Below are 22,012 nucleotides of genomic sequence, written 5' to 3' on the forward strand. Positions count from 1 at the left end.
ACAGAGATGACCACAATCGACCAGGGTGCGCTGAACGGAACGCGCACGGGAACCTCGTGGCGGACCTGCCGCTTCTCGGGGCTGAGGATCGAGGCCAGCGCCGAGGCGCTGATCAAGGCGAATGCCGTGGCAGCGGTGCTGTTCCTGGCGCTTGGCGGGGTGATGGGCCTGATGGTGGCCCTGACCCGCTGGCCCGCGGTGCAGCTTCTGCCGGCGGAATGGTTCTATCTGGTGCTGACCGGACACGGGGCCAACGTGCTTCTGTTCTGGATCATCTTCTTCGAGATCGCGGTGCTTTACTTTGCCTCGGCCGTGATCCTGGGGTCGCGGCTGGCAGCCCCGAGGGTCGCCTGGTTCGCCTTCCTGTTGATGGTGGTGGGCGCGGTGATGGCGAACTATGCGGTGCTGCGCGGCGATTCGACGGTGATGTTCACCTCGTATCCGCCGATGATGGCCTCGCAGTGGTTCTACCTGTCGCTGATCATCTTCGCGGTCGGCGCGCTGGTCGCGGTCTTCATCTTCTTCTGGACGCTGGTCATCGCCAAGAACGACAAGACCTATGACGGATCGGTGCCGCTGGTCACCTTCGGCGCGATCACGGCCGGCATCATCGCCGTCTTCACCCTGGCCTCGGGGGCGATCATCCTGATCCCGACCTGGCTGTGGTCGCTGGGCCTGATCACCAACATCGACACGCTGATGTACAAGGTGGTCTGGTGGGGGATGGGCCATTCCAGCCAGCAGATCAACGTCTCGGCGCATGTGTCGATCTGGTATGCGATCGGGGCCATGGTCGTGGGGGCGAAACCGCTGTCCGAGAAGGTCAGCCGGATGGCCTTCTTCATGTATATCCTGTTCCTGCAACTCGCCTCGGCCCACCATATCCTGGCCGAGCCGGGCATGTCCTCCAGTTGGAAGATCGTGAACACCTCCTACATGATGTATCTGGCGGTCATGGGCTCGATGATCCACGGCCTGACCGTGCCCGGCGCGATCGAGGCGGCGCAGCGCCGCAACGGCTTTACCCGCGGCGCGTTCGAATGGCTGACCAAGGCGCCCTGGGGCAATCCGGCCTTTGCCGGCATGTTCCTGAGCCTGGTGATGTTCGGCTTTATCGGCGGGATCTCGGGCGTGGTGCTGGGGACGGAACAGCTGAACGTGCTGATGCACAACACGATCTACGTTCCGGGCCACTTCCACGGCACGGTCGTGGCGGGCACGACGCTGGCCTTCATGGCGATGACCTACCTGGTGGTGCCGCTGATCTTCCAGCGCGACATCCTCTGGCCGGGTCTGGCGAAGTGGCAACCCTTCGTCTTCGGCATCGGCGCGGGCGGCATCTCGCTGTTCATGATGGGGGCGGGCACGCTGGGCGTGGCGCGGCGGCACTGGGACATGTCGCTGACCGACGCGGCCCATGCCTACGAGTTTCCGGCAGCCGCCTATCTGATGATGGGGCTGAACGGGATCTCCGCCGTCATGGCGGCCATCGGCGGGGTGATGTTCATCGTGATCGTCGTCGGCTCGATCCTTGCCGGGCCACGGCTTGACCAGCCGGGCGCGAAACTGACCTTCCCGCTGCACGACAAGAGCCGCGAGTCGGTCAGCGAATACGGCAGCCACGCCACGCTGAAGCTTCCGGGGACGCTGATCCTGGTCGGCATCTTCTTCGCCTGCTTCATCCTCTACTACTTCGTGAACTGGAAGTATCTGTCGGAACTCTGGCTTTTCAACTGAACCGAACTGACAGGAGCCAGCCCATGCGTGACGCCATGACCATGACCGTCTCGATCCTGAAACTGCGGATCGGCTCGTTCATCGCACTTGCCGCACTGGTCGGAATCATGACCGGCGGCAGCCGACTGGGCTGGCTTGAAGCGGCCGTCTTCACCCTCGCCGTGCTGGGCGCTTCCGGCGCGGCGGGGGCTTTCAACCAGTATTTCGAGCGCGACACCGACCGGCTGATGGCGCGCACCTTCAACCGGCCCTTTGCCAGCGGCCGGCTGAAGGAGGGGCCGATCTGGCCCCTGACCTTCACCATGCTTCTGGCGGCCTCGATCATCATGGGCTGGTCGGTCGGCGGCTCGCTGGCGGCCGTGCTGATCTTCCTCGGCGCCTTCACCTATGGCGTGGTCTATACGCTCTGGCTGAAGAAGCGAACGGTCTGGAACGTGGTGATCGGCGGCGCGGCGGGCAGTTTCGCGCTGCTGGCGGGGGCGGCGGCGGCGGCCGATCCCTTCGGCCCCGCGCTGGGGCCGGTGCCGATCCTGCTTGCCGCCACCCTTTTCCTCTGGACCCCGCCGCATTTCTGGGCGCTGGCCGCCCTGCGCCAGGAGGATTACCGCCGCGCCGGGATCCCGATGCTGCCGGTCGTGACCGGACCCGAGACCTGGGGGCCGGTGATCTTCCTCCATGTCGCGGTGCTGGTGGTCCTGTCGCTTGGCCCGGTGTTCTTCGGCCTTGGCCCGGTCTACTGGCTGTGCGCGGCGGGCGGGGGCCTCTGGTTCCTCGTCACCAGCTGGCGGCTGACGAACCAGCCGTCGAAACAGGCGGCCAGATCGACCTTCCGCGCCTCGCTGGGCCAGTTCGCCCTGTTGTCGCTGGGCGTGGTGCTGGATCGGGGCCTGGCATGGGCGTTCTGAAGACCGCCTGCCTTGCCGCAAGCCTGCTGGCCGTTGCCCCTGCCGCCTGGGCGGATACACCGCGCCTCGATGCCGAGACCGCCTATGAGCAAAGCCAGGCGGCGATCGGCGGCCGGGTCTCGGACCATGTGCTGACCGATCACAACGGCCGGCCGCTTGCCCTGGCCGACCTGCGCGGCAAGCCGCTGGTGGTCTCACTGGTCTACACCAGCTGCGCCACGGTCTGCCCGATCACCACCGACTACCTGCGCGAGCAGGTCGTCACGGCCCGCCGCGCGGTCGGCGACGGGTTCGGCATCCTCACCTTCGGCTTCGACGCGAGCGGCGACCGGCCGGCACAGCTTGCCGCCTTTGCCGGGACGCATGACCTGACCGGCATCGACGGCTGGCGGATCGCCAGCGCCGATCCCGAGACGACCGCTGCCTTCCTTGCGGAACTGGGCTTTTCCTACGCCACCCTTGCCGGCAGTTTCGAGCATGTGACGCAGACGTCGATCCTGGACGCCGATGGCACCGTCTACCGCCAGATCTATGGCGAGGCCTTCCCGCCGCAGGTGCTGATCCAGCCGCTGAAGGAACTGGTGCTGGGCACCCATACCCGCTCGCTCGCGCCGCAGGACCTGTGGAACCGGATCAATTTCCTCTGCACCGTCTACAATCCGCTGACCGGCGCCTATCGCTTTGACTACGGCATCTTCTTCGGCATCTTCTTCGGCGCGGCCTCGCTGCTTCTGACCGGATTCTTCATCCTGCGACTCTGGCTGGAGCGGAGACGCGCGCTGCGGTCGCTGCGGGGACGGAACGAGGCCGCGTCATGATCAACCCCCGCCTTTGGGTCCGCAACGGTTTCGACCGGGCCGAACGCATCCTTGACCGCGCCTTCGGGCCGGACTGGAACCCGCTGGCCCAGCTTGGCCCGATCGGCTGGTTCCTGTTCTGGACGGTCGCGGTGACGGGGATCTACCTGTTCATCTTCTTCGACACCGGCGTCACCCAGGCCCATGCCTCGATCGAGTGGCTGACCAACGACCACTGGTGGCATGCGGGACTGTCGCGCAGCCTGCACCGCTATGCCTCGGACCTGATGGTGCTGATGATGTTCCTGCACCTGCTGCGCGAATGGGCGATGGACCGATACCGCGGCAAACGCTGGTTTTCCTGGCTTACCGGGGTCTTCGTGATCTGGTTCGTCTACCTCTCGGGCATCACCGGCTATTGGCTGGTCTGGGACAAGCTGGCGCAATATGTCGCCCTGACCACGACCGAGCTTCTGGACACGCTGGGCATCTTCGCCGAGCCGATCGCCCGCAACTTCCTGTCGCCGCAGACCCTGTCCAGCCGGTTCTTCACGCTGATGGTGTTCCTGCACATCGCCATCCCGCTGCTGCTGCTGCTGCTGATGTGGATCCATATCCAGCGCATCACCGAGGCGCGCACCCGGCCGCCGCGCGGGCTGGCCGTGATCACGCTGGCCGGTCTTGCCGTCGGGTCGCTGCTGGTGCCGGCCGTCTCGCAAGAGGCCGCCGACCTTGCCACCATGCCGCAGGCGGTGGGGATCGACTGGTTCCTGCTGTCGCTTTACCCGGTGATCGAATCCGTTCCGGCCGGGGTGATCTGGGGCGGCGTGCTGGCCTTCACCCTGATCCTGGCGGGCCTGCCCTGGCTGCCGCGCCGGCGCGAAGGGGCGGCGGCGGAGGTGTTCCTTGACCATTGCAACGGCTGTTCGCGCTGTGTCGCCGATTGCCCCTATGCCGCGATCACCCTGGTGCCGCGCAGCGACGGGCTGCCCTTCACCCATGAGGTCGAGGTCAATGCCGCCCGCTGCGTCGCCTGCGGCATCTGCATGGGATCCTGCCCTTCGTCCACCCCCTTCCGCCGCTCCGGCCCGCTGGTCACCGGCATCGACCTGCCCGAGCGCCCGCTGGCGCAGGTCCGGGCCGAGGTGATCGCGGCCGCCTCGGCGCTGGAGGGCGGCCAGGGCCGGGTGCTGACGCTGGCCTGTGCGCATGGCGCGGCGGCAGAGGGCGCTCCGGGCCGGGTGGTCCTGCCCTGCGTGGCGATGGCGCCGCCCTCGCTGATCGACTTCATCATCAGCCGCGACCTTGCCGATGGCGTCGCCGTCGCCGGATGCGCCGAGCGGGACTGCTACAACCGCCTTGGCATCGCCTGGACCGAGGCCCGCTTCGACCGCACCCGCGACCCCTACCTGCGGGCGCGGGTGCCGCGCGAAAGGCTGATGACGGTCTGGACCGGGCCCACCGAAGCCGCCCGGCTGGACAGCGAACTGGCCGGTTTCTCGGCCCGCCTCGCCGCGCTTCCGCCCTTTGAAGGGGCCCGGAAGCTGGAGGCGGACCCCGACGAGATGCAGGAGGGCGCGAAATGACCGGGCCGGGCCGTTTCGGGATCGACTGGCGCGGCCGCGCCCGGCATCTTCTGCTGGGCGGCGCGGTGTCCCTGGCGACCGTGCTTGCCACGGCGGCGCTGTCGGCCTGGCCCGCATGGCAAAGCCTTGCGCCCGGAGCGGCCGTGCTGCGGCTGAGCTTCAGCCACAGCGGCGCGCGCAACTGCCGCGACCGCACCGAGGCCGAGCTGGCGAAACTTCCCCCCAACATGCGCGACGCCCAGATCTGCGACCGCCGCCGTGCGCCGGTGCGGATCGAGATGGACATCGACGGCCAGCCCGTCCTTGCCGCCGACCTCGCCCCCAGCGGCCTGGCGGGCAGCGGCCCCTCGCGCATCTACCACCGTTTCGAACTACCCGCCGGGCACTACAAGGTCGATCTTCGGATGCGCGACGACCCTGCGGTTGCCGGCTTCACCCAGGAAGCTACCTTCGACATAGACCTTGTCCCGGCGCAAAGTCAGGCCATCGACTTCGACGCCTCGGCGGGCAGGTTCTTCCTGCACTGACCCAATGGAGCGACCGCCATGTCCCCCATCGCCTGGAAGCCCGAGTTCAGCGTCGGCGACCCCGCCGTCGATCACGAACACCGCGAACTGGTCGATCTGGTGAACATCGCGGCCGGGGCGATCCTGGACGGGCGGCCCGGCGCCGATGTCGACCGCTCGCTCGGCGACCTGTTCCAGGCGATCTCGGCGCATTTCGCGCAAGAGGAAAACCAGATGCGACGCGCGCACTACGATCAGCTGACCCCGCACAAGACGGACCACGAGCGCCTTCTGGACAGCCTGCGCGACATCATGGACGGCGTCGGCATCGGCCGGACCGACACGGCCGACCGGCTGACAAAGGTGCTGGAGGCCTGGTTCACCGACCATTTCAAGACCCACGACTCGCGCCTGCATCACCGGCTTGGCCCGCATGGGCACTGATCCCCGCCGGGGTTCAACGCGCCGGTGAAGGCCCGGCGAGCAGCGGCAGGATCTCCCGCTCCAGCAGGTCGCGGTCCAGGGGCCCGATCAGCGCATGCGCGACGCGGCCCTCGGCCGTGACCACGAAGGTCGCCGGCAGCCCGTAGACCCCCCAGGCCTTCGCCACGGCACCGTCCGCGTCCGCGCCGATCCGCGCGAAAGGATCCCCCGCGACCGACAGGAACCGCCGCGCCGCCGCCGGGCGGTCGCTGGAGTTGATCCCGAAGATGGTGACGCCCGGCATCGCCGCCAGTTCCTGCAGAAGCGGCATCTCCTCGCGGCAGGGTTGGCACCACGAGGCCCAGAAGTTCACCACCGAAACCTTGCCCAGCAGGTCCGTTTCGGCAAGCCCGCCGTCCTTACCGGCAAGCGGAGGCAGGGAAAATCCGCCGATCGCCTGGCCGGTCGGCGGCTGCGGCGGGGCCGCCTCTCCGTTCTTCGGCATGCCAAGGCCGACGAACCAGCCAAGCGCCAGCAGCAGCGCCAGCGGGCCGGCCATCAAAGCGGCCCCCTGCCGCATCGGCTTGCGAGATATGCGCAAGGCAGGCCTCCGCACCCCCTGCCAGATCAGGGCCCGGAAAGCATAGCAAATCCATATCCCGGCTGGAATCGGCAATCGCCGGTTCCGACATCTGGTGGCCCATGCGTGCCCGGACGCCAACCAAAGCCGCAGCGCCCCCCGGTATTCCGCACTTGGCGGATGGGGTGCGTTGCTGCAAGAGTTGCGTTCGAGGCTGCCGAAAATCCGGTGCCGGGTTGATGTAATTCGCTGTTACATCATTATGTGATGCAGGGTTGGACCAACGGAGGGTCGGATGGCCGATTTCGAGACGCAGATCAGGGAAAGCCAGGCGCAGGTCGCCGAGGCCCAGGCGAAGATTTCGGCCATCACCAGCCGGATCGAGGAAGCGCGGTCGAAGCTGGACCAGGGCACCGAGCTGGATGTGGAGAACGCCACGCTGGAGGATGTCCACAAGCATACCGACCTGATGAACGCCAACATCGCCGAACTGATCATGGGGCTGGACGATGTGACGGCGGGCTTTTCGGCCGAGTTCAACGAGATGCGCACGAAGACCGGGATGGAGAGCTTCATCGGCATCTTCTCGTCCGCCAAGGCGGAATCGATGCGGCAGGAGCGGATGCGCTCGGCTTCCGTCGATGACAAGCTGCAGGATCTGATTTCCAAGTCGGACGTGATCGTGAAGCTGTTGCAGGGGCAGTTGAACCTCTTGAACGGGCAGAAGACCAAGGTGGAGGCGAACCTGGCCGGGACGCTGGTGGAGCGCGAGGACACGGTGGGCGCGCTGGAGGCGGTGCGGGCCGAGATCGCGGGAATGGACCCGAGGATCATCGAGCTGGAGAACAAGATCTCGGTCGAGCAGGACGCGGCGGCGCGGACCAAGCTGGAGACGGAGCTGGCGACGCTGAACGCCAAGTACAACGCGCTGGTGCAGGACGAGCAGGTGAAGCTGGCGAAGTCGCAGACGCTGGAGCGATACATCGAGAAGGGCAAGACTTGGGTTGATTCATTGCAGAACCAGGCGGCGACGCAGCTGGTGCTGATCAACAAGCTCCAGACCGACACCAAGCAGCGGGTGGTGCTTTATGACGCGCTGACCAGTTCGTTGAAGACCGCCCAGCAGCAGGACGTGGCGCATAGGATCAACGAGATCGGGGTGAAGACCGACCAGGAAGCGCAGACCGCGATGGCGGCGATCGGGGCGGCCACGAACGACAAGATGGCCGACATGCTGGAGGCGCATGAGGGGCACATGGTCTTTGCCCGGCAGATCCTGGAGCAGAAGGCGAAGGCGGATGAGCGGTTCGCGCGGCGGTTCGCCGCGATTGTCGAGAAGCACGACAAGAATGCGTATGGGGAGTGACCTTTAGCGATCAGACGCGGTGGAGCGGGAAGTGGGGAGCAATTCTGTTGCTCCTCGGAGGTCTCGTGTTTGGAGCCATCTATCTGTTGGCCGGGAACGGAAGAAAGGACCTGGCTATGTTTGGCGCAAACATCTGCCTCGTGCTGGTCTTCCTCGGGACTGTTCTTCTTGTTTTTGGTGGGCTGATGAGACCCGTGCAAAAGGCGTTTTATCATCGCGTCCTGGAGGGCAATGAAGGATATCGGAGGCAAATGGCCGTAAGTCCGATGTCGCTTTTTCTGTGGCTTGATAGCGAAGGTCGCGACCGCGATGCCTGACCCAACCGTCAAGGACGTCCTCACCTCGGACCATGCCGAGCTGTATGACACGCTCACCGCCCGGCGCTATTTTGCCAAGTTCGACGGCATCACCAGCTATCTTGGCCGGGTCGCGGCCGAGGTGGAGGCGGAGGGGAAGCTGACCCGGACCGAGGCGCGGGTGCTGGGGCGGTATCTCACGGCGGTGGCGGGGACCTTCCGGGCGCTGTCGAACAAGTACCTGATGACCGGGCGGGGCGAGGGGGCGCCCAAGCTTACCATCGACCGGCATGAGAGCGGGTTTCCAGTGGCTCAGGAGCTGATGACGATGGCCGTCGATGCCCAGCAGGCGGAGAAGCACCTGGCGGGCATGCCCTCGGAAGCCGAGCTGAAGGACCGGATGGTGCGGCAGATCGTAGGGGACATGACGATCCCCACCGCACTCCAGTTCGCATTGTCCCAGCGGTACTACTATGAGGCGCTCTTGGCCGGCGGCATCTTCTGGGCGCGGAACGATCCGGATGCGCAGTGGATCGAGGACCTGGGCGAGCGGCGGCACTTCCTGGTGCATTGGGCGGTCTGGGACACTCAGGTCAACCTGCCGGTGGTCTATCTGATGGACGTGGAAGACAGCGGCAAGAAGCCCCTGCCGAACGACGCCTATCGCTGGCCGCAGGTGCAGCAGGCGCTGATGGCGCAGTCTGTGGGTGGGCTGAAGTTGGTGACGATTGCCACCGGGTTCGACAAGGATTTCGAGGGGCTGCACCCCAAGCGCCTGCGGCGGATCATCCTGGGGCCGATGTATTCGGCAAGCTTCACGCTGCAGTCGGGGCCGATTTCGAAGGTGCTGGAGGGGGCGAAGGCTCCCGAGGGCGAGGATTGGGCGCTGGTCTGGACGGTGGAGGATCTGGTCAGCGACCGCGAGGAAGAGGTGAAGGACGGCTGGTTCTCGACCGTCGGGCGGCAGGTCTACAGGCTGGATGCGGTGGCGGGGGCGGAGCTTGGGGCCACGCGGCAGGAGCGGATGATCATCCTGCCGGAGAAGCCCTATCAGGTGCTGGTGGAGCAGAATCCGAGGGGCTTGCAGGGGTTGCGCAAGTTTGTGGTCGGGGCCGGGGGGCGGTTGATTCCGACGTTGTGATTTGGGGAGGCCGCCGGGGGCGCTGCCCCCGGACCCCCGGGATATTTTCGCCAGTATGAAAGGGCTTTGCCGATGAGCACGCGCGACACGATGGAGCTGAAGGAAGAGGCGGTCCGGGCGCAGTATGAGGCGGCGCTGGGGATGGTCTTCGGCTTCGATCACGCGCCGCGGCTGGCGAAGCCTTTGGTCCAGGCGGTTCAGGCGGAGCGGTCGCCGGGCATTGGCACCCGGCCCACGTTCCGGTCGACGGTGCCAGGCATGGCGACACGGTCGACGGCGCGGCCGGGCGGGGTGCGGCTCTCGGAGCGGATCGAGGGGCTGGGGGATGGGCTCGTCTCGCCGGTGCAGGCGGCGGTGCTGAATGCGTTGCGGCGCAGCCTCGCGATTGCGCTGGCGATGGGGGAGACCTTCTCGGCGCAGTCGGGGCTGGCGGAGCTGAAGAAGGCGAATCTGGAGGGGCGGGTGCCGGAGCCGAAGCGGGCGGAGTTCGGCGAGCTGTTGCAGGGCGAGGCGCTGGTGGTGCTGTTCACCTTCGCCAATGCGCTGGCCTATCTGATCGCGCCGCATGTCGGGCCGGGAACGGTGGAACTGGGCGAGGTGGAGGAGGTGCTGACCGACAATGCTCCGCTGGCCTTGCAGGGGGCGCTGTGGGAGCTGGATCAGGACATCGGGGCGCTGGCGACGGATGATGTGAAGCTGGTGGCGGTGGTGTCGGCCTTTGCCGAGGCACTGATGAAGAAGGTGCAGATCCGGGCCGAGAACGGGGCGCGGACCTCGGTGTTTACCTCTGGCTCGTGGAAGGTGGAGGCGGACGGGCTGACGATTGCCGGGTTCAAGCCGGCGAAGGCGGCGAAGGGCGGGTCCATCGTCATGGCCTTCAAGCAGCCGCATGAGGTGGTGGGGAACCACATCGCCAAGTACCAGTCGATGCGGCTGGCGAAGATGCTGATGGCCTATGACTTCGAGCGGCGGCTGAATCCGTTCGCGGAACTCGGCGGGTTCATCTTCACCTTCATGGGGGATGGCAAGCCCGGGACGGGGAAGACCACGCTGATCCAGATGATGGCGGGGCTGCTGGACGGCTATTGCAAGGTGGCGGGCTATCCGTTCCGCTACCAGAACTTCTCCATCGACCAGATCGACAGCTATCAGGGCAAGTCGGGGCAGAACGCCAAGGCCTTCATCGATGCGGTGATTGATCCGAGCGTGATCGGCTTCGGGACCATCGACGACATCGACCAGGTGGCGGGGAAACGGGGGGACCGGCAGTCCTCCGCCGGGCAGCAGGAGGTGACGGCGGTCTTCATGCAGGCCTTCGCCGGGGCGGGCACGGTGGTGCGGGGGAACTGCACCTTCGGGATGTTCTCGAACTACCCGGAGAACGTGGACGACGCCCTGCGGCAAAGGGCCGGGGCGCGGTTCCTGGTCGACGGGCCGCAAAGCCGGGAGGATTACATTGATATTCTCTCACTCTTGTTGGGCAAGAACCATTCCATCCCCGTGGGGGACCATCAGCTGTTCGCGGCGCAGGAGATCAGGAAGGCGGTGGCGGCTTCGTTTGAGGGCTATTCGAAGCCGCATGAGGAGGGGTTGCTGAAGGTCTGGGACAAGGTCTCGGGTGAAATCGGCAAGCTGGATACGCTGGCCAAGATGGGGGCTTACCTGAAGGCGATCCAGCAGGCGGATGAGCGGTTCACGGGGCGGGCGATCAAGAACATCACCGATGCGGTGAAGGTCCGGGCGATGGATTTTGAGCTGCCGGATGAATGGATGGCAGAGCCGGACCTGTTCCTCTTCAAGCCCTATGACGAGAAGCTTTCGATGATCAAAGGTCTCATGACCCCGATCACTGTGGAGATGGTGATCCAGGAGATCAACCGCTACGCCGATTCCGAGTTCCGCTATGCCGACAAGTCGGACGAGGTGGCCATCGAGGCGATGGTGCGGGAGTTCGGGCGGACGGAAGAGGCGAAGAGAAGGTACATGGAGGGGAAGTGAACGAGCCGCTGACCATGACCCTGTGGAACGCGATCCTGCCGCTGGCGGGGTTGTGTGCGCTGGTGGTCTGGCTTCCCGGGTGGATGGCGGGGCGGGGGAACCTGTCGCGGGCGAGGCTTTCGCGGGCGGTGGGGGTGACGGCTTTGGTGGCGCTGGTCGTGGGGGCTGGGCTGGCGGCCGGGCTTTATGCGGCGATCAAGGAGGGGGTCTGGGCGGTAGTCCTCAAGGCTCCGCTGGAGCGGGCGGGGTTCTTCCTGGGGCGGTCGGCGCTGTTCGCGCTGCTGTGGGGCCCGGTGCTGGGGTCCGTCTGGCTGGTGAAGGCGCAGGAGCTGAACCGGCGGTTGGGGGAGCGGATGGTGGATGGTGAAGGGGGGATGGGGTGATAGGAGTGGAGACCCTTCAGAACATCCAATCGATTGTGACCGCCTTGGCAGCGGTTGTTGGCGTTCTGATCGCGTGGTTGGGGCTTTCAGCGTGGAAGCGGCAGACCAGATGGCAGCAAGGGCGGGGACTAGCTGTCAACACGATGCAATCGTTCTTTGAGTTCAAACGTGTAGTTTTGGCTTTCCCGAAAGTAGCATACTTTCAGTATGATAAGGATAGCTCGGAAGAGCATCGAGTTGATGCGCATACGGCAGCGGCTGAGCAAGCCGCTGCGTACTGCGAAATACTCGAAAATGCGTTCACAATGTTCGAATCATATATCGCAGAGGCAATCATCGTTTGGGACGACGACTTTGATGAAATCCAAAATAGGGTTTCCGATATTGAGCATATCGTTCGTGGTGCAGTTCTGAGCGGCGTTTCGGCAATCAACCCGAAGATTTCAACAAGTCAAAGGGAAAGCGCAACATCGGTCCATCATTCTTGGAAGAGCGACTTCTTTGGTGTCAATGAGGAAAAGAGAAGCGTTGGAATGATGCTCGCCGAAGTCCAGCAGATGATCGAGAAAGCGTTGAAACAAAAGAAGCTGTCGTAGCCATGAAACGCCTCATCCAGCGCGGTCTCATGTTCGGGAACCTGATCGAGGTCTCCTCGCCCGCCCTTGTCGAACGCTACAACCGGGCGCTCAAGCATCTGACCGGCAAGACCACCAAGCTCGACGATTTCCACATCGACCTCTCCGGCTATTCGCCGGAGATCGGGGATGAGCTGAATGACGACCTCTACCTCAACCCCAACGGGGCGAACCGGCAGTTCATCCTGCTCACCACGGCGCAGAAGGATGCGCCTCTCCTCAACATCAAGTTCTCCACGTCCCGAGGGATCCTGACCCAGTTCATCGCGACCAACGAGGCGCAGCTCTTTGCGCTGACGGCGCGGGATGCGGTGGCGGGGGAGCTGCAGAATTCGGTCTATGCGGTGGATACGCCCGCGCGGCTGTTCGACATAAGGCAGGTGACGGTCGAGGCGGATACGATCGGCGGGCATGTGGCGGATGCGGGCAAGCTCGCCAAGCTGATCGAGCGGTTCCGGCAGGAGCCGGACGGGTGGCGCGACGACCTGCTGGTGGCCGAGATGATCACGCTGGCGAAAAAGACGGGCGACGTGACGCGGGTGCCGATTGCGCTGCCGGCGATGACCTTCGCGCAGGCGAACTTCTGGACCAGCCATTTCGGCGGGGTCTACATCTTCCAGGGCGTGCGCTATCCGGCGGCGATCTCGGTCTTGGACTGGCGGTCGCTGGGTGAGGTGCCGGTGGCGCAGGTCATGGACCTGACGCACCGCAACCAGATCGCCGACTGGCTGGAGCGGAACGGGCTGGTGGAGCCGATCGTGCAGGCGCGCGGCACGGATGCGGCGGCGATCCTGCGGCAGAAGATGGATTTCATCCTGATCGACGCCGCCGACCGGCTGGGGATCGAGGTCGGCGACGCGCGGCGGACCGAGTTGCGCAAGGTGGCCTACAAGCTGGGAAGCGCCCTGCCCGAGGAGTTCCTCGGCCTCGCGGCGCTGCTCCGCTGGGTCGAGGCCGGCGGGCCCTGGCCGAAGATCACCAGCGAGCATCCGGCCTATTTCTATACCCTGCGCGGCAAGGGGCCGGAGCGCGACCTGGTGAACATGCTTCTGTCGGAACTGTCGCCGATGGACGTGCGGCAGATGTTCATCGTTCACAAGGAGCTTTTCTACGCACAATATGCCACCTGGTCCGACCGCAAGAAGACCTATGTGGCCGATTTCCTTGCGCGGGAGTATCAGGTGGACCGGGAAGGGGCGCGAACGGCCCTGTTCGGGCCGGAGCCGGGGATGGACGAGGCACACCGCCCGCAGATGGCCGAGGGTCCGAAACCCGCGCGCGGGCCATGGGGCGGAACGGGGCCTTGGGGAAGCATCGGAGGGCGGAGATGATCATCGGCTGGCTGCGGCTTTTCGCCTTTGCCCTGGTCGGGCTGACCATCGTCTATTTCATCGTCGGCATCTACTCGCGCAGCGTCCGGCGCGAGAAGCTGGAAAAGCAATGGGCGGAACAGGGGCTTGGCGGCGACCGCGACGCCTTTGTCGAGGAAGGCATGAACGCCTACGAGCACGGGCTGAAAAAACGGCTGCTCTGGCTTATCTATATCATTCCGATGGTGGTTTTCGTGACCATCGTCGCAGTCATCAACTGGCAGTAGGGGGACGGGCCGATGTGGACCAGGATCAAATGGGGCATCCGGATCGTGCTGATCCTGATCGTGGGGCTGTTCCTGCACTATACCCTGCCGCAGCGGGACATCGTCTATATCACCGACACCCGCAACCAGATCACCACCATCGGCGCGAACTGGATGTTCTATGCCATCGGCGACACCGGATCGGGGCAAGAGAGCCAGATGACCCGCGACATCCTGTTCATCGACGCCGCCTTCCAGGACGGCAGCGTGATGGTCTACCGCAACGAGGATACCGGCTGGGTCTGGCCGCCCTATTTCAAATACGACAGTTCGAGCCTCCAGGCCGAGGCGGGAAACCTCCGGTCGACCGCCTCGGCGCCGCAATGGGTGGCGGTGACGCATTATGGCTGGCGGCTGCCGATCTTCTCGGCCTTCCCGAATGCCGTGAAGATCACTCCGGTTGCCGGGCCGGACGTGCGCCTCGTCCCTTGGGTCAATATCGTGATCCTGGCCTTCCTGGCCTTCGTCGTGCTGATGATCCGCCGCATGTGGCTGCAGTTCCGCGAGCGCATGGTCGACCCTGCGCTGGCCGATGCGGGCGAGGCCTGGGATTCGGTCGAGGCCAGGGCCGGGAATGCCCGCAAGGAGGCGCGCGGTTTCCTTGGCCGCATGGGGGCCTGGCTGAATACCTGGAGGGCGAAGAAGTAGGGGGCGGCCGCGCCCGGCCATGAGCCCCTGGACGACCTGCCATCGCTCCTCGCGGTCCGGCGCGGCCAGCGCGGGGACAGGCGGTCCGGACCGGCTCAGGGCGTGGCGCTGGCCTGCGTCGCAAGGCTGCCGTCTTCCGTCCGCACCCTGAGGGCGATCTCTCCCGCTTGCTCCTGCGCCTCGATCCGCACCGGGAGGCCGCAGATCAGCGGGCTGAGGCCGCGATAGCGAAAGCGCGCGGGCAGGCGGCCCAGGATCTCGGTGGCGAGGTTCAGCATCCAGACCGCCTGCATCGGCCCATGCACCACCAGCCCGGCATAGCCTTCGACTCCGGTGGCATAGGCGTGGTCGTAATGGATGCGGTGGCCGTTGAAGGTCAGCGCCGAATAGCGGAACAGAAGCACCGGATCGGGGGTCACGGCCCAGCTTCGGGGCGCGACCCATGGCACGGCGCGGGGTGGCTGCGGCGCGGGGGCGCCCGGTTCCGGGTCGCCGCGGTAGACGAGGTCCTGCCGTTCCTCAAGCCGCAGATCCCCGGCCACGGTCAGGACATGGCGCAGGGTGACAAAGCCCAGCGGCCCGGTCGAGCCCTGCTTGAAGGCGATGTCGGTGACGGTGGTTTGCCGGTCGACGGTGTCACCGGGGTCGAGGGGGCGATGCAGCACCAGCTCGCCCCCCGCCCACATCCGGCGCGGCAGGGGCAGTTCGGGCACGAAGAGACCCTGCCGGGGATGGCCGTCGCGGCCCAGCGCCTCGGGCCTGGCCAGATCGGGGGCCAGCGCCCAGTGCAGGCCGGGCGGCACCGCGCCCGGTCCGAGAAGGCCGGAAAGGGTGGCGCGGCATTCGGCGATCAGCCGGTCCGAGACCTGATCGGAGCGGGTCCAGCTGCGTCCGATCCAGTCCCGATGGTCGGGTGCCGCCCCCTGCCCCATCAGCCTGTCCCCAGCATCTTGCCCAGCGCCCGGGCCGAAAGCCCGTCGAGCCCGGCGACGGCGGTCCAGAGCTGCTCGGCCCGATCACCCAGAAGCCCGCGACCCTTGGCGCGCAGGCTGGCCTGCAAGGCCTGGGCCGGGATCGGGGCGGCAAGGTCATGGGCAAAGGGCAGGATGCCGCCGAGGGCCAGCACCACCTCGCCCACGGCCTGCATGTCATCCACCGCGGCGTCGCCCGTGACCTGGACCCGGCCCGCGAAGGCGGCAAGCGCGGGGTCGGCGGCAAGCGCATCGGTATAGGCGGTGTCGGCGGCGGTGGGGATGCCCGCCAGCACCATTCCGGCCAGCCAGGCATAGGAGAACTTCACCTCCAACCCGGTGCGCGGGGCCTTGAGGTCGCAGACGCGCAGCCAGCGCGGGCTGGTGCGCAGGCGGATCGCGGCCACCTGCGCGGGGTCGAGGCCCGCCGCGGCCTTCAGCGCGGCCAGCGCCTCGATCATCGCATGGGTGCCGTGGCAGCAGGCGTGCAGCTTGTATTTCACATCGGTGAAGAGGAAGCGGCCGGGCGGCGGCGCGTCCCAGATACCCGTGGTCACCGGCGCGTCGGAATGGCTGGGGACAAAGCCCTGCGGCCCTTCCAGCCCGTCGTCGGCCGAGGTGAGGCCCGCAAGCGCCAGCGCCGCGCATTCCACCCCGTTCGCGGCGGCAATCCCGGCGTTATAGGGCTTGCCCATGGTGCCGAACTGCGATTTCAGCCCCGAGGCGCGGGTGGCGCACAGCCCGATCGCGGCCCGCATCCGCCCCCGGTCCAGCCCGTAAAGCCGCCCGGCCGCGATGGTCGCGCCGAAGGCCCCGGCGGTGGCGGTCTGGTGGAAGCCGCGGTTGTAATGCACCGCACCGAGTTGCATGCCGATGCGGACCGAAGCCTCGGCCCCCAGAAGGAAGGCGTCGGCAAGATCGGCGGCGGAGGCGTCCACTGCCTCGGCCGCGGCAAGGGCGGCGGGGTAGATGCCGACCGAGGGGTGGCCGACATGGGCGAAGTGAGTGTCGTCATAGTCCAGCGCATGACTTGTCGCGCCGTTCACCAGCGCGGCGGCGCGGGCGGGCAGGGCCGGGCCGCCGAAGGCGCTGGCGACAGGATGCCCGCCCTCGGCCCCAATCACCTTGCGCAGGAGCACCGCCAGGGGTTCGGTGGTGCCGGCAAGGCCACAGACCATCCAGTCGTAAAGCGAGAAGCGGGCGGCCTGGCGGGCCGCGGCCGGGATGGACGAGGCGGGCAGCGCGGCCAGGTCGAGGACGTGCTCCAGCGTCGTCATGTGCGCGTCTCTCCATGGGATTTCGGCAGGCCAAGCACCTGTTCGGTGATACAGCACAAGATCGGGCTGGTCGAGATCGGGCCCTGGCAAAACGGGGCCTTGCGGAACTTGCGCCCGGCAAGACGCCAGTTCGGCCGATGCAGGCGATGCGGAAGGCCGCAAAACGCAGGACCGATCCTTTGCGGTGCGTTATCGTGCCGGATCCCGTCGCGACGGCGATGTGCGGCAGGCTCCGGCTATTTCCTTGAGCCACGACCACTTGCAGGTCGCGACCGGCCCGCGACAGGTTGACACAGGAGCGGATTGGGGGGACCATCCCCGGACATATCCGATCGATGGGCAGTAGGAGGGGCTGATGACAATCGACCTTTCGCGCCGCGGGTTCCTGGCCCTGGCCGGAACAGGGGTAGCGACAACCACACTCGGGGCCATGGGGTTCGGCGCGGCAGAGGCGGCAGAGGCGGCGCATGTGCGGCCCTTCAAGCTGGTCGCCACGACCGAGACCCGCAACATCTGTACCTATTGCTCGGTGGCCTGCGGGATCATCATGTATTCCAAGGGCGACCTTGCCGCGGGCGAGACGGCCGAGCTTCTGCATATCGAGGGCGATGCCGACCATCCGACCAACCGCGGCACGCTTTGCCCCAAGGGCGCGGCGCTGAAGGACTATGTCCGGGCCGAGACCCGCCTGACCCGCCCGCGCTATCGCGCGCCCGGCGCCGACCGCTTCCAGGACATCGGCTGGGACGAGGCGCTGGACAAGATCGCCCGCGCGCTGAAGGACGACCGCGACGCCAACCTGATCGAGAAGAACGACAAGGGCGTCACCGTCAACCGCTGGACGACGACCGGCTATCTTGCCGCCTCGGCCACCACGAACGAGACCGCCTGGCTGACCTACAAGACGGTCCGGGCGATGGGAATCGTCGGTTTCGACAACCAGGCGCGCGTCTGACACGGCCCCACGGTGTCCAGTTTGGGCCCGACCTTTGGCCGTGGAGCGATGACCAACTCCTGGACCGACATCAAGAACACCGACCTGGTGGTCATCATGGGCGGCAATGCCGCCGAGGCGCATCCCTGCGGCTTCAAATGGGTGACCGAGGCCAAGGCGAAACGCGGCGCCAAGCTGATCGTGGTCGATCCGCGCTTCACCCGCTCGGCCAGCGTGGCGGATTACTATGCCCCGATCCGGCCCGGCACCGACATCGCCTGGCTGATGGGCGTGATCCGCTGGTGCATCGAAAACGACAAGGTGCAGTGGGAGTATGTGAAGAACTACACCAATGCGACCTATCTCGTGAACGAGGGCTTCGGCTGGGAGGACGGGCTGTTCACGGGCTATGACCCGGAGACCCGGAACTATGACCAGAGCAGCTGGGAATACCAGATCGGCGAGGACGGGTTCGTCAGGACCGACCCGACGCTGCAGGACCCGCATTGCGTCTGGAACCTGCTGAAGGCGCATGTCGAGGTCTACACGCCGGAATTCGTGGAGAACCTCTGCGGCACGCCGAAGGACCGCTACCTGAAGATCTGCGAGATGATCGGGGAAACCTCGGCACCCGACAAGGTGATGACCTCGATGTATGCCCTGGGCTGGACCCAGCATTCGAAGGGATCGCAGAACATCCGCGGAATGGCCATGCTCCAGCTGCTTCTGGGCAACATCGGGCTGGCCGGGGGCGGGATGAACGCCTTGCGCGGGCATTCCAACATCCAGGGCCTGACCGATGTGGGCCTGATGTCGAACCTGATCCCCGGCTACCTCGCCATCCCGCGCGAGAGCGAGACGGACTACACCACCTACATGTCGACGCGGGGGAACAAGCCCCTGTTCCCCAACCAGATGAGCTATCTGCAGAACTACGGCAAGTTCATGGTCAGCTTCATGAAGGCGATGTGGGGCGACAAGGCCACGGCCGGGAACGGCTGGGGCTACGACTGGCTGCCGAAGCTGGACATCGCGCAATACGACGCGCTGCGCATGTTCGACATGATGGCGAACGGGCAGGTGAACCTCTACTTCTGCCAGGGGTTCAACCCGCTTCTGGCCTTCCCCAACCGGGCCAAGATGACCGAGGCCTTCGGCAAGCTGAAGCTTCTGGTCGTGATGGACCCGCTGGAGACGGAAACCGCCGCGTTCTGGGAAAACCACGGCATCTACAACGACGTGGACCCGGCGCAGATCCAGACCGAGGTGCTGGAACTGCCGACGACCTGCTTTGCCGAGGACGACGGCGCCACCGTCAACTCGGGGCGCTGGCTGCAGTGGCACTGGAAGGGCGCCACCCCTCCGGGCGAGGCGAAGACCGACACCTGGATCATGGCCAACGTCTTCCAGCGCCTGCGCAAACTGTACGCCGAGGAAGGCGGCAAGGCGCCGGAGCCGATCCTGAACCTGGCCTGGGACTATGCCGACCCCGAGGAACCGACGGCCGAGGAACTGGCGCGCGAATTGAACGGGCGCGCGATCGGTCCGGTGCATGACCTGACGGACCCGACCAAGGTCCTGGTCGAGCCGGGCAAGCAGTTGTCGGGTTTCGGCCAGTTGCGCGACGACGGTTCGACCATGGCCGGCTGCTGGATCTACACGGGCTGCTGGACCGAGGACGGCAACATGATGGCCCGGCGCGACAACAGCGATCCGGGCGACATGGGGACGTTCCAGAACTGGGCCTTCTCCTGGCCCGCCAACCGCAGGGTGCTGTACAACCGCGCCTCCTGCGACCTGTCAGGCAAGCCCTGGGACCCGACGCGCAAGCTGATCGAATGGGATGGCGAGAAATGGGCCGGGTTCGACGTGCCCGACATCGCCGTCACCGCGAAGCCGGGCGAGGTCGGCCCCTTCATCATGACGCCCGAGGGGACCGGCCGCTTCTTCGCGCGCAGGCTGATGCGGGACGGGCCGTTCCCAAGCCATATGGAGCCCTTCGAAAGCCCGGTGGAGAACCCGCTGAACCCGGCGATGCGCGGCAATCCGGTGGCCCGGATGTTCGAGGGCGACCTCGCGCAACTGGGCGACCGGAGCGAGTTTCCCTTCGTCGCCACCTCTTACCGCCTGACCGAGCATTTCCACTACTGGACCAAGCACAACCGGGTGAACGCCGTGTTGCAGCCCGAGTTCTTCGTGGAGATCAGCGAGGAGCTGGCGGCCGAGCGCGGCATCTCGAAGGGCGACCGGGTGCGGGTCTGGTCCAAGCGCGGGCAGGTCTGGGCCAAGGCGCTGGTCACGCGCCGGATCCGGCCGCTGATCTGCGACGGCAAGCCGGTGCATGTCGTCGGCATCCCGATCCACTGGGGCTTCAAGGGGGCGGCGCGCAAGGGCTTCGGCTCGAACACGCTGGGGCCCTTCGTCGGCGACGCCAACATCGAGACGCCCGAGTTCAAGGCCTATCTCGTCAACATCGAGCGCGCGGAAGGGGAGGTGGTGGCATGACGACGGCATCCGAACCGACCACGGCTATCGCCAACCCGCCGGTCGAGCCGCTGGAGTCGAACCTCCTGCCCTCGGATGTGGTGCGGATCTCGGCCACGCGCGGACGGCCGCAGCCGGACCGGCAGCTGACCAAAGTGGCCAAGCTGATCGACGTGTCGAAATGCATCGGCTGCAAGGCCTGCCAGTCGGCCTGCATCGAGTGGAACGACACCCATCCCGAGCTTGAGGAGAATGTGGGGATCTACGAGAACCCGCATGACCTGACGCCCGAGATGTATACCCTGATGCGGTTCACCGAATACGAGAACCCCGAGGGCGACTTCGAATGGCTGATCCGCAAGGACGGTTGCATGCATTGCGAGGATCCGGGTTGCCTGAAGGCCTGCCCGGCCCCCGGCGCCATCGTGCAGTATTCCAACGGCATCGTGGACTTCATCTCGGAGAACTGCATCGGCTGCGGCTATTGCGTCACGGGTTGCCCGTTCAACGTGCCGCGCATCCACAAGACGGCGCATGTGGCGAAGAAATGCACGCTCTGCTCGGACCGGGTCGCAGTGGGCCAGGGACCGGCCTGCGCCAAGGCCTGCCCGACCCAGGCCATCGTCTTCGGCACCAAGGAGGAGATGACCGCCCATGCCGAGGAGCGGATCGCCGACCTGAAGTCGCGCGGCTATGAGAACGCCGGTCTCTACGATCCGCCGGGCGTGGGCGGCACGCATGTCATGTATGTGCTGCACCACGCCGACCAGCCCGGGCTTTATGCCGGGTTGCCGGAGGATCCGCAGATCGCCCCCGTGGTCGAGGGCTGGAAGGGCCCGGCCAAGACCGTGGGCCTTGCCGCCATCGGCCTGGCGGCGGTGGGCGCGGCGCTGCACGGGGTCTTCGGGCGGGCGAATGTCGTCGAGCCCTCGGACGAGGCGGCGGCCGAGAAGCTGGTGAAATCCGGGACAGCCGGTCCGGGGGAGGGCGCATGATGAAACCCGTCCATTCCGAACGCCGCGACCATATCGCCAGCCTCCGGCCGGTGACCGTCAGCCGTTACCGTGGCCTCACCCGGCTGAACCACTGGGTGACGGCACTGTCGCTGATCCTGCTGGCGCTGTCCGGCCTGGCGCTGTTCCACCCCGTGCTCTATCCGCTCTCCGCCCTGTTCGGGGGCGGTGCGACGGTGCGCTGGCTGCATCCGGTCATCGGCGTGGTGCTATTCTTCAGCTTCCTGATCCTGTTCCTGCAGCTGTGGCGGCTGAACCTGCCCCGGCGCGAGGATCGGGTATGGCTGTCGCATCTGGGCGATGTGGTCAGCAACCACGAGGAACGCCTGCCCGAGCTTGGCAAGTACAACGCCGGGCAGAAGCTGGTCTTCTGGGCGATGGCGGGGCTGATCGTGGTGCTGATCGTCACCGGCGTGATGATCTGGGAGGAGCAGCTTCCCCTCTGGGCCGCGCAGGCGCCGTCGCTGGCCTCGATCCCGGCGCGGCGGATCGCGGTGGCGGTCCATGCGCTGGCGGCGGTGGCGATGATCCTGGTCTTCATCCTGCATGTCTATGCGGCCTTCTGGACGCGCGGGACGCTGCGCGCCATGACGCGGGGCACGGTGACCGGGGGCTGGGCCTGGCGGCACCACCGGAAATGGCTGCGCGAGTTGGCTGGACGGCAAAGCCGCGGCCCGGCAGAATGACGGCACAAGT

General features: G+C 66.2%; 21 protein-coding genes. 18 read left to right on the top strand and 3 right to left on the bottom strand.

Annotated features, from left to right (window positions below; translation table 11 throughout):
• Positions 1-6: 6 nt before the first annotated feature.
• Genes ACE3UA_RS05905 through ACE3UA_RS05930 form a run of 6 tightly spaced genes read left to right on the top strand, consistent with a single transcriptional unit; the run spans position 7 to position 5,975 of the window.
• The gene (locus ACE3UA_RS05905; protein ID WP_374643496.1) at positions 7-1,737 is read left to right on the top strand and encodes a cbb3-type cytochrome c oxidase subunit I; all 1,731 of its coding nucleotides are present in this window, start codon (positions 7-9) and stop codon (positions 1,735-1,737) included.
• Positions 1,738-1,760: 23 nt separating this feature from the next.
• Positions 1,761-2,642, top strand: a complete 882-nt coding sequence (cyoE, locus tag ACE3UA_RS05910; protein ID WP_374643497.1) for a heme o synthase — start codon at positions 1,761-1,763, stop codon at positions 2,640-2,642.
• Entirely contained in the window at positions 2,630-3,460 is an 831-nt protein-coding gene (locus tag ACE3UA_RS05915) for an SCO family protein (protein ID WP_374643498.1), read from the top strand. The genes cyoE and ACE3UA_RS05915 overlap by 13 nt, the downstream gene beginning before the upstream one ends.
• On the top strand, positions 3,457-5,025 hold the full coding sequence (locus ACE3UA_RS05920) for a cytochrome b N-terminal domain-containing protein (RefSeq protein ID WP_374643499.1): 1,569 nt from the start codon (positions 3,457-3,459) through the stop codon (positions 5,023-5,025). The genes ACE3UA_RS05915 and ACE3UA_RS05920 overlap by 4 nt, the downstream gene beginning before the upstream one ends.
• On the top strand, positions 5,022-5,552 hold the full coding sequence (locus tag ACE3UA_RS05925; protein WP_374643500.1) for a hypothetical protein: 531 nt from the start codon (positions 5,022-5,024) through the stop codon (positions 5,550-5,552). Before ACE3UA_RS05920 ends, ACE3UA_RS05925 begins: the two co-directional genes overlap by 4 nt.
• 18 nt (positions 5,553-5,570) lie before the next feature.
• Positions 5,571-5,975 carry a bacteriohemerythrin gene (locus tag ACE3UA_RS05930; RefSeq protein WP_374643501.1) on the top strand — a complete coding sequence of 135 codons (405 nt, stop codon included), beginning with the start codon at positions 5,571-5,573 and terminating at the stop codon, positions 5,973-5,975.
• Positions 5,976-5,988: 13 nt separating this feature from the next.
• On the opposite strand, the gene ACE3UA_RS05935 is transcribed toward ACE3UA_RS05930, so the two are convergent.
• The gene (locus tag ACE3UA_RS05935) at positions 5,989-6,513 is read right to left on the bottom strand and encodes a redoxin family protein (RefSeq protein WP_374643502.1); all 525 of its coding nucleotides are present in this window, start codon (positions 6,511-6,513) and stop codon (positions 5,989-5,991) included.
• Between the two features lie 316 nt (positions 6,514-6,829).
• Here ACE3UA_RS05935 and ACE3UA_RS05940 point away from each other — a divergent pair, with 316 nt between their 5' ends.
• From ACE3UA_RS05940 to ACE3UA_RS05980, 9 genes are all read left to right on the top strand, one after another.
• Entirely contained in the window at positions 6,830-7,900 is a 1,071-nt protein-coding gene (locus ACE3UA_RS05940) for a hypothetical protein (RefSeq protein ID WP_374643503.1), read from the top strand.
• Between the two features lie 116 nt (positions 7,901-8,016).
• On the top strand, positions 8,017-8,217 hold the full coding sequence (locus ACE3UA_RS05945) for a hypothetical protein (RefSeq protein ID WP_374643504.1): 201 nt from the start codon (positions 8,017-8,019) through the stop codon (positions 8,215-8,217).
• Positions 8,210-9,337 carry a hypothetical protein gene (locus tag ACE3UA_RS05950; RefSeq protein WP_374643505.1) on the top strand — a complete coding sequence of 376 codons (1,128 nt, stop codon included), beginning with the start codon at positions 8,210-8,212 and terminating at the stop codon, positions 9,335-9,337. The genes ACE3UA_RS05945 and ACE3UA_RS05950 overlap by 8 nt, the downstream gene beginning before the upstream one ends.
• 72 nt (positions 9,338-9,409) lie before the next feature.
• Positions 9,410-11,335, top strand: coding sequence for an ATP-binding protein (locus tag ACE3UA_RS05955; RefSeq protein ID WP_374643506.1), 1,926 nt, complete (start codon positions 9,410-9,412; stop codon positions 11,333-11,335).
• Complete coding sequence (locus ACE3UA_RS05960; RefSeq protein WP_374643507.1) at positions 11,332-11,718, top strand: hypothetical protein; 387 nt, start codon at positions 11,332-11,334, stop codon at positions 11,716-11,718. Before ACE3UA_RS05955 ends, ACE3UA_RS05960 begins: the two co-directional genes overlap by 4 nt.
• Before the next feature lie 5 nt (positions 11,719-11,723).
• Complete coding sequence (locus tag ACE3UA_RS05965; RefSeq protein WP_374643508.1) at positions 11,724-12,314, top strand: hypothetical protein; 591 nt, start codon at positions 11,724-11,726, stop codon at positions 12,312-12,314.
• 2 nt (positions 12,315-12,316) lie between these two features.
• A complete protein-coding gene (locus tag ACE3UA_RS05970) occupies positions 12,317-13,684 on the top strand; it encodes a DUF6638 family protein (RefSeq protein ID WP_374643509.1) in 1,368 nt (455 codons plus the stop codon).
• Positions 13,681-13,950: a hypothetical protein gene (locus ACE3UA_RS05975; protein ID WP_374643510.1), complete on the top strand. Its 270-nt coding sequence runs from the start codon at positions 13,681-13,683 to the stop codon at positions 13,948-13,950. The genes ACE3UA_RS05970 and ACE3UA_RS05975 overlap by 4 nt, the downstream gene beginning before the upstream one ends.
• 12 nt (positions 13,951-13,962) lie before the next feature.
• Complete coding sequence (locus tag ACE3UA_RS05980) at positions 13,963-14,637, top strand: DUF1523 family protein (RefSeq protein WP_374643511.1); 675 nt, start codon at positions 13,963-13,965, stop codon at positions 14,635-14,637.
• Positions 14,638-14,732: 95 nt separating this feature from the next.
• On the opposite strand, the gene ACE3UA_RS05985 is transcribed toward ACE3UA_RS05980, so the two are convergent.
• Positions 14,733-15,569: a MaoC family dehydratase N-terminal domain-containing protein gene (locus ACE3UA_RS05985; protein ID WP_374643512.1), complete on the bottom strand. Its 837-nt coding sequence runs from the start codon at positions 15,567-15,569 to the stop codon at positions 14,733-14,735.
• Positions 15,569-16,885 (bottom strand): MmgE/PrpD family protein, encoded by a 1,317-nt coding sequence (locus ACE3UA_RS05990; protein ID WP_374643513.1) that lies wholly within the window; start codon positions 16,883-16,885, stop codon positions 15,569-15,571. Before ACE3UA_RS05990 ends, ACE3UA_RS05985 begins: the two co-directional genes overlap by 1 nt.
• A gap of 355 nt (positions 16,886-17,240) precedes the next feature.
• Between ACE3UA_RS05990 and fdnG the strand changes: the two genes are divergently transcribed.
• From fdnG to ACE3UA_RS06005, 3 genes are read left to right on the top strand one after another with little or no spacing between them, the layout of a single operon-like run.
• On the top strand, positions 17,241-20,324 hold the full coding sequence (gene fdnG / locus ACE3UA_RS05995; RefSeq protein WP_374643514.1) for a formate dehydrogenase-N subunit alpha: 3,084 nt from the start codon (positions 17,241-17,243) through the stop codon (positions 20,322-20,324).
• Complete coding sequence (fdxH, locus tag ACE3UA_RS06000; protein WP_374643515.1) at positions 20,321-21,298, top strand: formate dehydrogenase subunit beta; 978 nt, start codon at positions 20,321-20,323, stop codon at positions 21,296-21,298. Before fdnG ends, fdxH begins: the two co-directional genes overlap by 4 nt.
• A complete protein-coding gene (locus ACE3UA_RS06005; RefSeq protein ID WP_374643516.1) occupies positions 21,295-22,002 on the top strand; it encodes a formate dehydrogenase subunit gamma in 708 nt (235 codons plus the stop codon). Before fdxH ends, ACE3UA_RS06005 begins: the two co-directional genes overlap by 4 nt.
• The last annotated feature ends 10 nt before the right edge of the window (positions 22,003-22,012 follow it).

Source organism: Tabrizicola sp., assembly GCF_041919135.1.
GTDB lineage: Bacteria > Pseudomonadota > Alphaproteobacteria > Rhodobacterales > Rhodobacteraceae > Tabrizicola.

Bases quoted from the DNA above. Each gene is read 5' to 3' on its own strand.
- ACE3UA_RS05990 (WP_374643513.1), bottom strand. From the start codon at position 16,885: ATGACGACGCTGGAGCACGTCCTCGACCTGGCCGCGCTGCCCGCCTCG.
- ACE3UA_RS05915 (WP_374643498.1), top strand. From the start codon at position 2,630: ATGGGCGTTCTGAAGACCGCCTGCCTTGCCGCAAGCCTGCTGGCCGTT.
- ACE3UA_RS05955 (WP_374643506.1), top strand. From the start codon at position 9,410: ATGAGCACGCGCGACACGATGGAGCTGAAGGAAGAGGCGGTCCGGGCG.
- ACE3UA_RS05945 (WP_374643504.1), top strand. From the start codon at position 8,017: ATGTTTGGCGCAAACATCTGCCTCGTGCTGGTCTTCCTCGGGACTGTT.
- ACE3UA_RS05980 (WP_374643511.1), top strand. From the start codon at position 13,963: ATGTGGACCAGGATCAAATGGGGCATCCGGATCGTGCTGATCCTGATC.
- ACE3UA_RS05905 (WP_374643496.1), top strand. From the start codon at position 7: ATGACCACAATCGACCAGGGTGCGCTGAACGGAACGCGCACGGGAACC.
- ACE3UA_RS05935 (WP_374643502.1), bottom strand. From the start codon at position 6,513: ATGGCCGGCCCGCTGGCGCTGCTGCTGGCGCTTGGCTGGTTCGTCGGC.
- ACE3UA_RS05975 (WP_374643510.1), top strand. From the start codon at position 13,681: ATGATCATCGGCTGGCTGCGGCTTTTCGCCTTTGCCCTGGTCGGGCTG.
- ACE3UA_RS06005 (WP_374643516.1), top strand. From the start codon at position 21,295: ATGATGAAACCCGTCCATTCCGAACGCCGCGACCATATCGCCAGCCTC.
- ACE3UA_RS05950 (WP_374643505.1), top strand. From the start codon at position 8,210: ATGCCTGACCCAACCGTCAAGGACGTCCTCACCTCGGACCATGCCGAG.
- ACE3UA_RS05940 (WP_374643503.1), top strand. From the start codon at position 6,830: ATGGCCGATTTCGAGACGCAGATCAGGGAAAGCCAGGCGCAGGTCGCC.
- fdxH (WP_374643515.1), top strand. From the start codon at position 20,321: ATGACGACGGCATCCGAACCGACCACGGCTATCGCCAACCCGCCGGTC.
- ACE3UA_RS05985 (WP_374643512.1), bottom strand. From the start codon at position 15,569: ATGGGGCAGGGGGCGGCACCCGACCATCGGGACTGGATCGGACGCAGC.
- ACE3UA_RS05970 (WP_374643509.1), top strand. From the start codon at position 12,317: ATGAAACGCCTCATCCAGCGCGGTCTCATGTTCGGGAACCTGATCGAG.
- ACE3UA_RS05925 (WP_374643500.1), top strand. From the start codon at position 5,022: ATGACCGGGCCGGGCCGTTTCGGGATCGACTGGCGCGGCCGCGCCCGG.
- ACE3UA_RS05930 (WP_374643501.1), top strand. From the start codon at position 5,571: ATGTCCCCCATCGCCTGGAAGCCCGAGTTCAGCGTCGGCGACCCCGCC.
- cyoE (WP_374643497.1), top strand. From the start codon at position 1,761: ATGCGTGACGCCATGACCATGACCGTCTCGATCCTGAAACTGCGGATC.
- ACE3UA_RS05920 (WP_374643499.1), top strand. From the start codon at position 3,457: ATGATCAACCCCCGCCTTTGGGTCCGCAACGGTTTCGACCGGGCCGAA.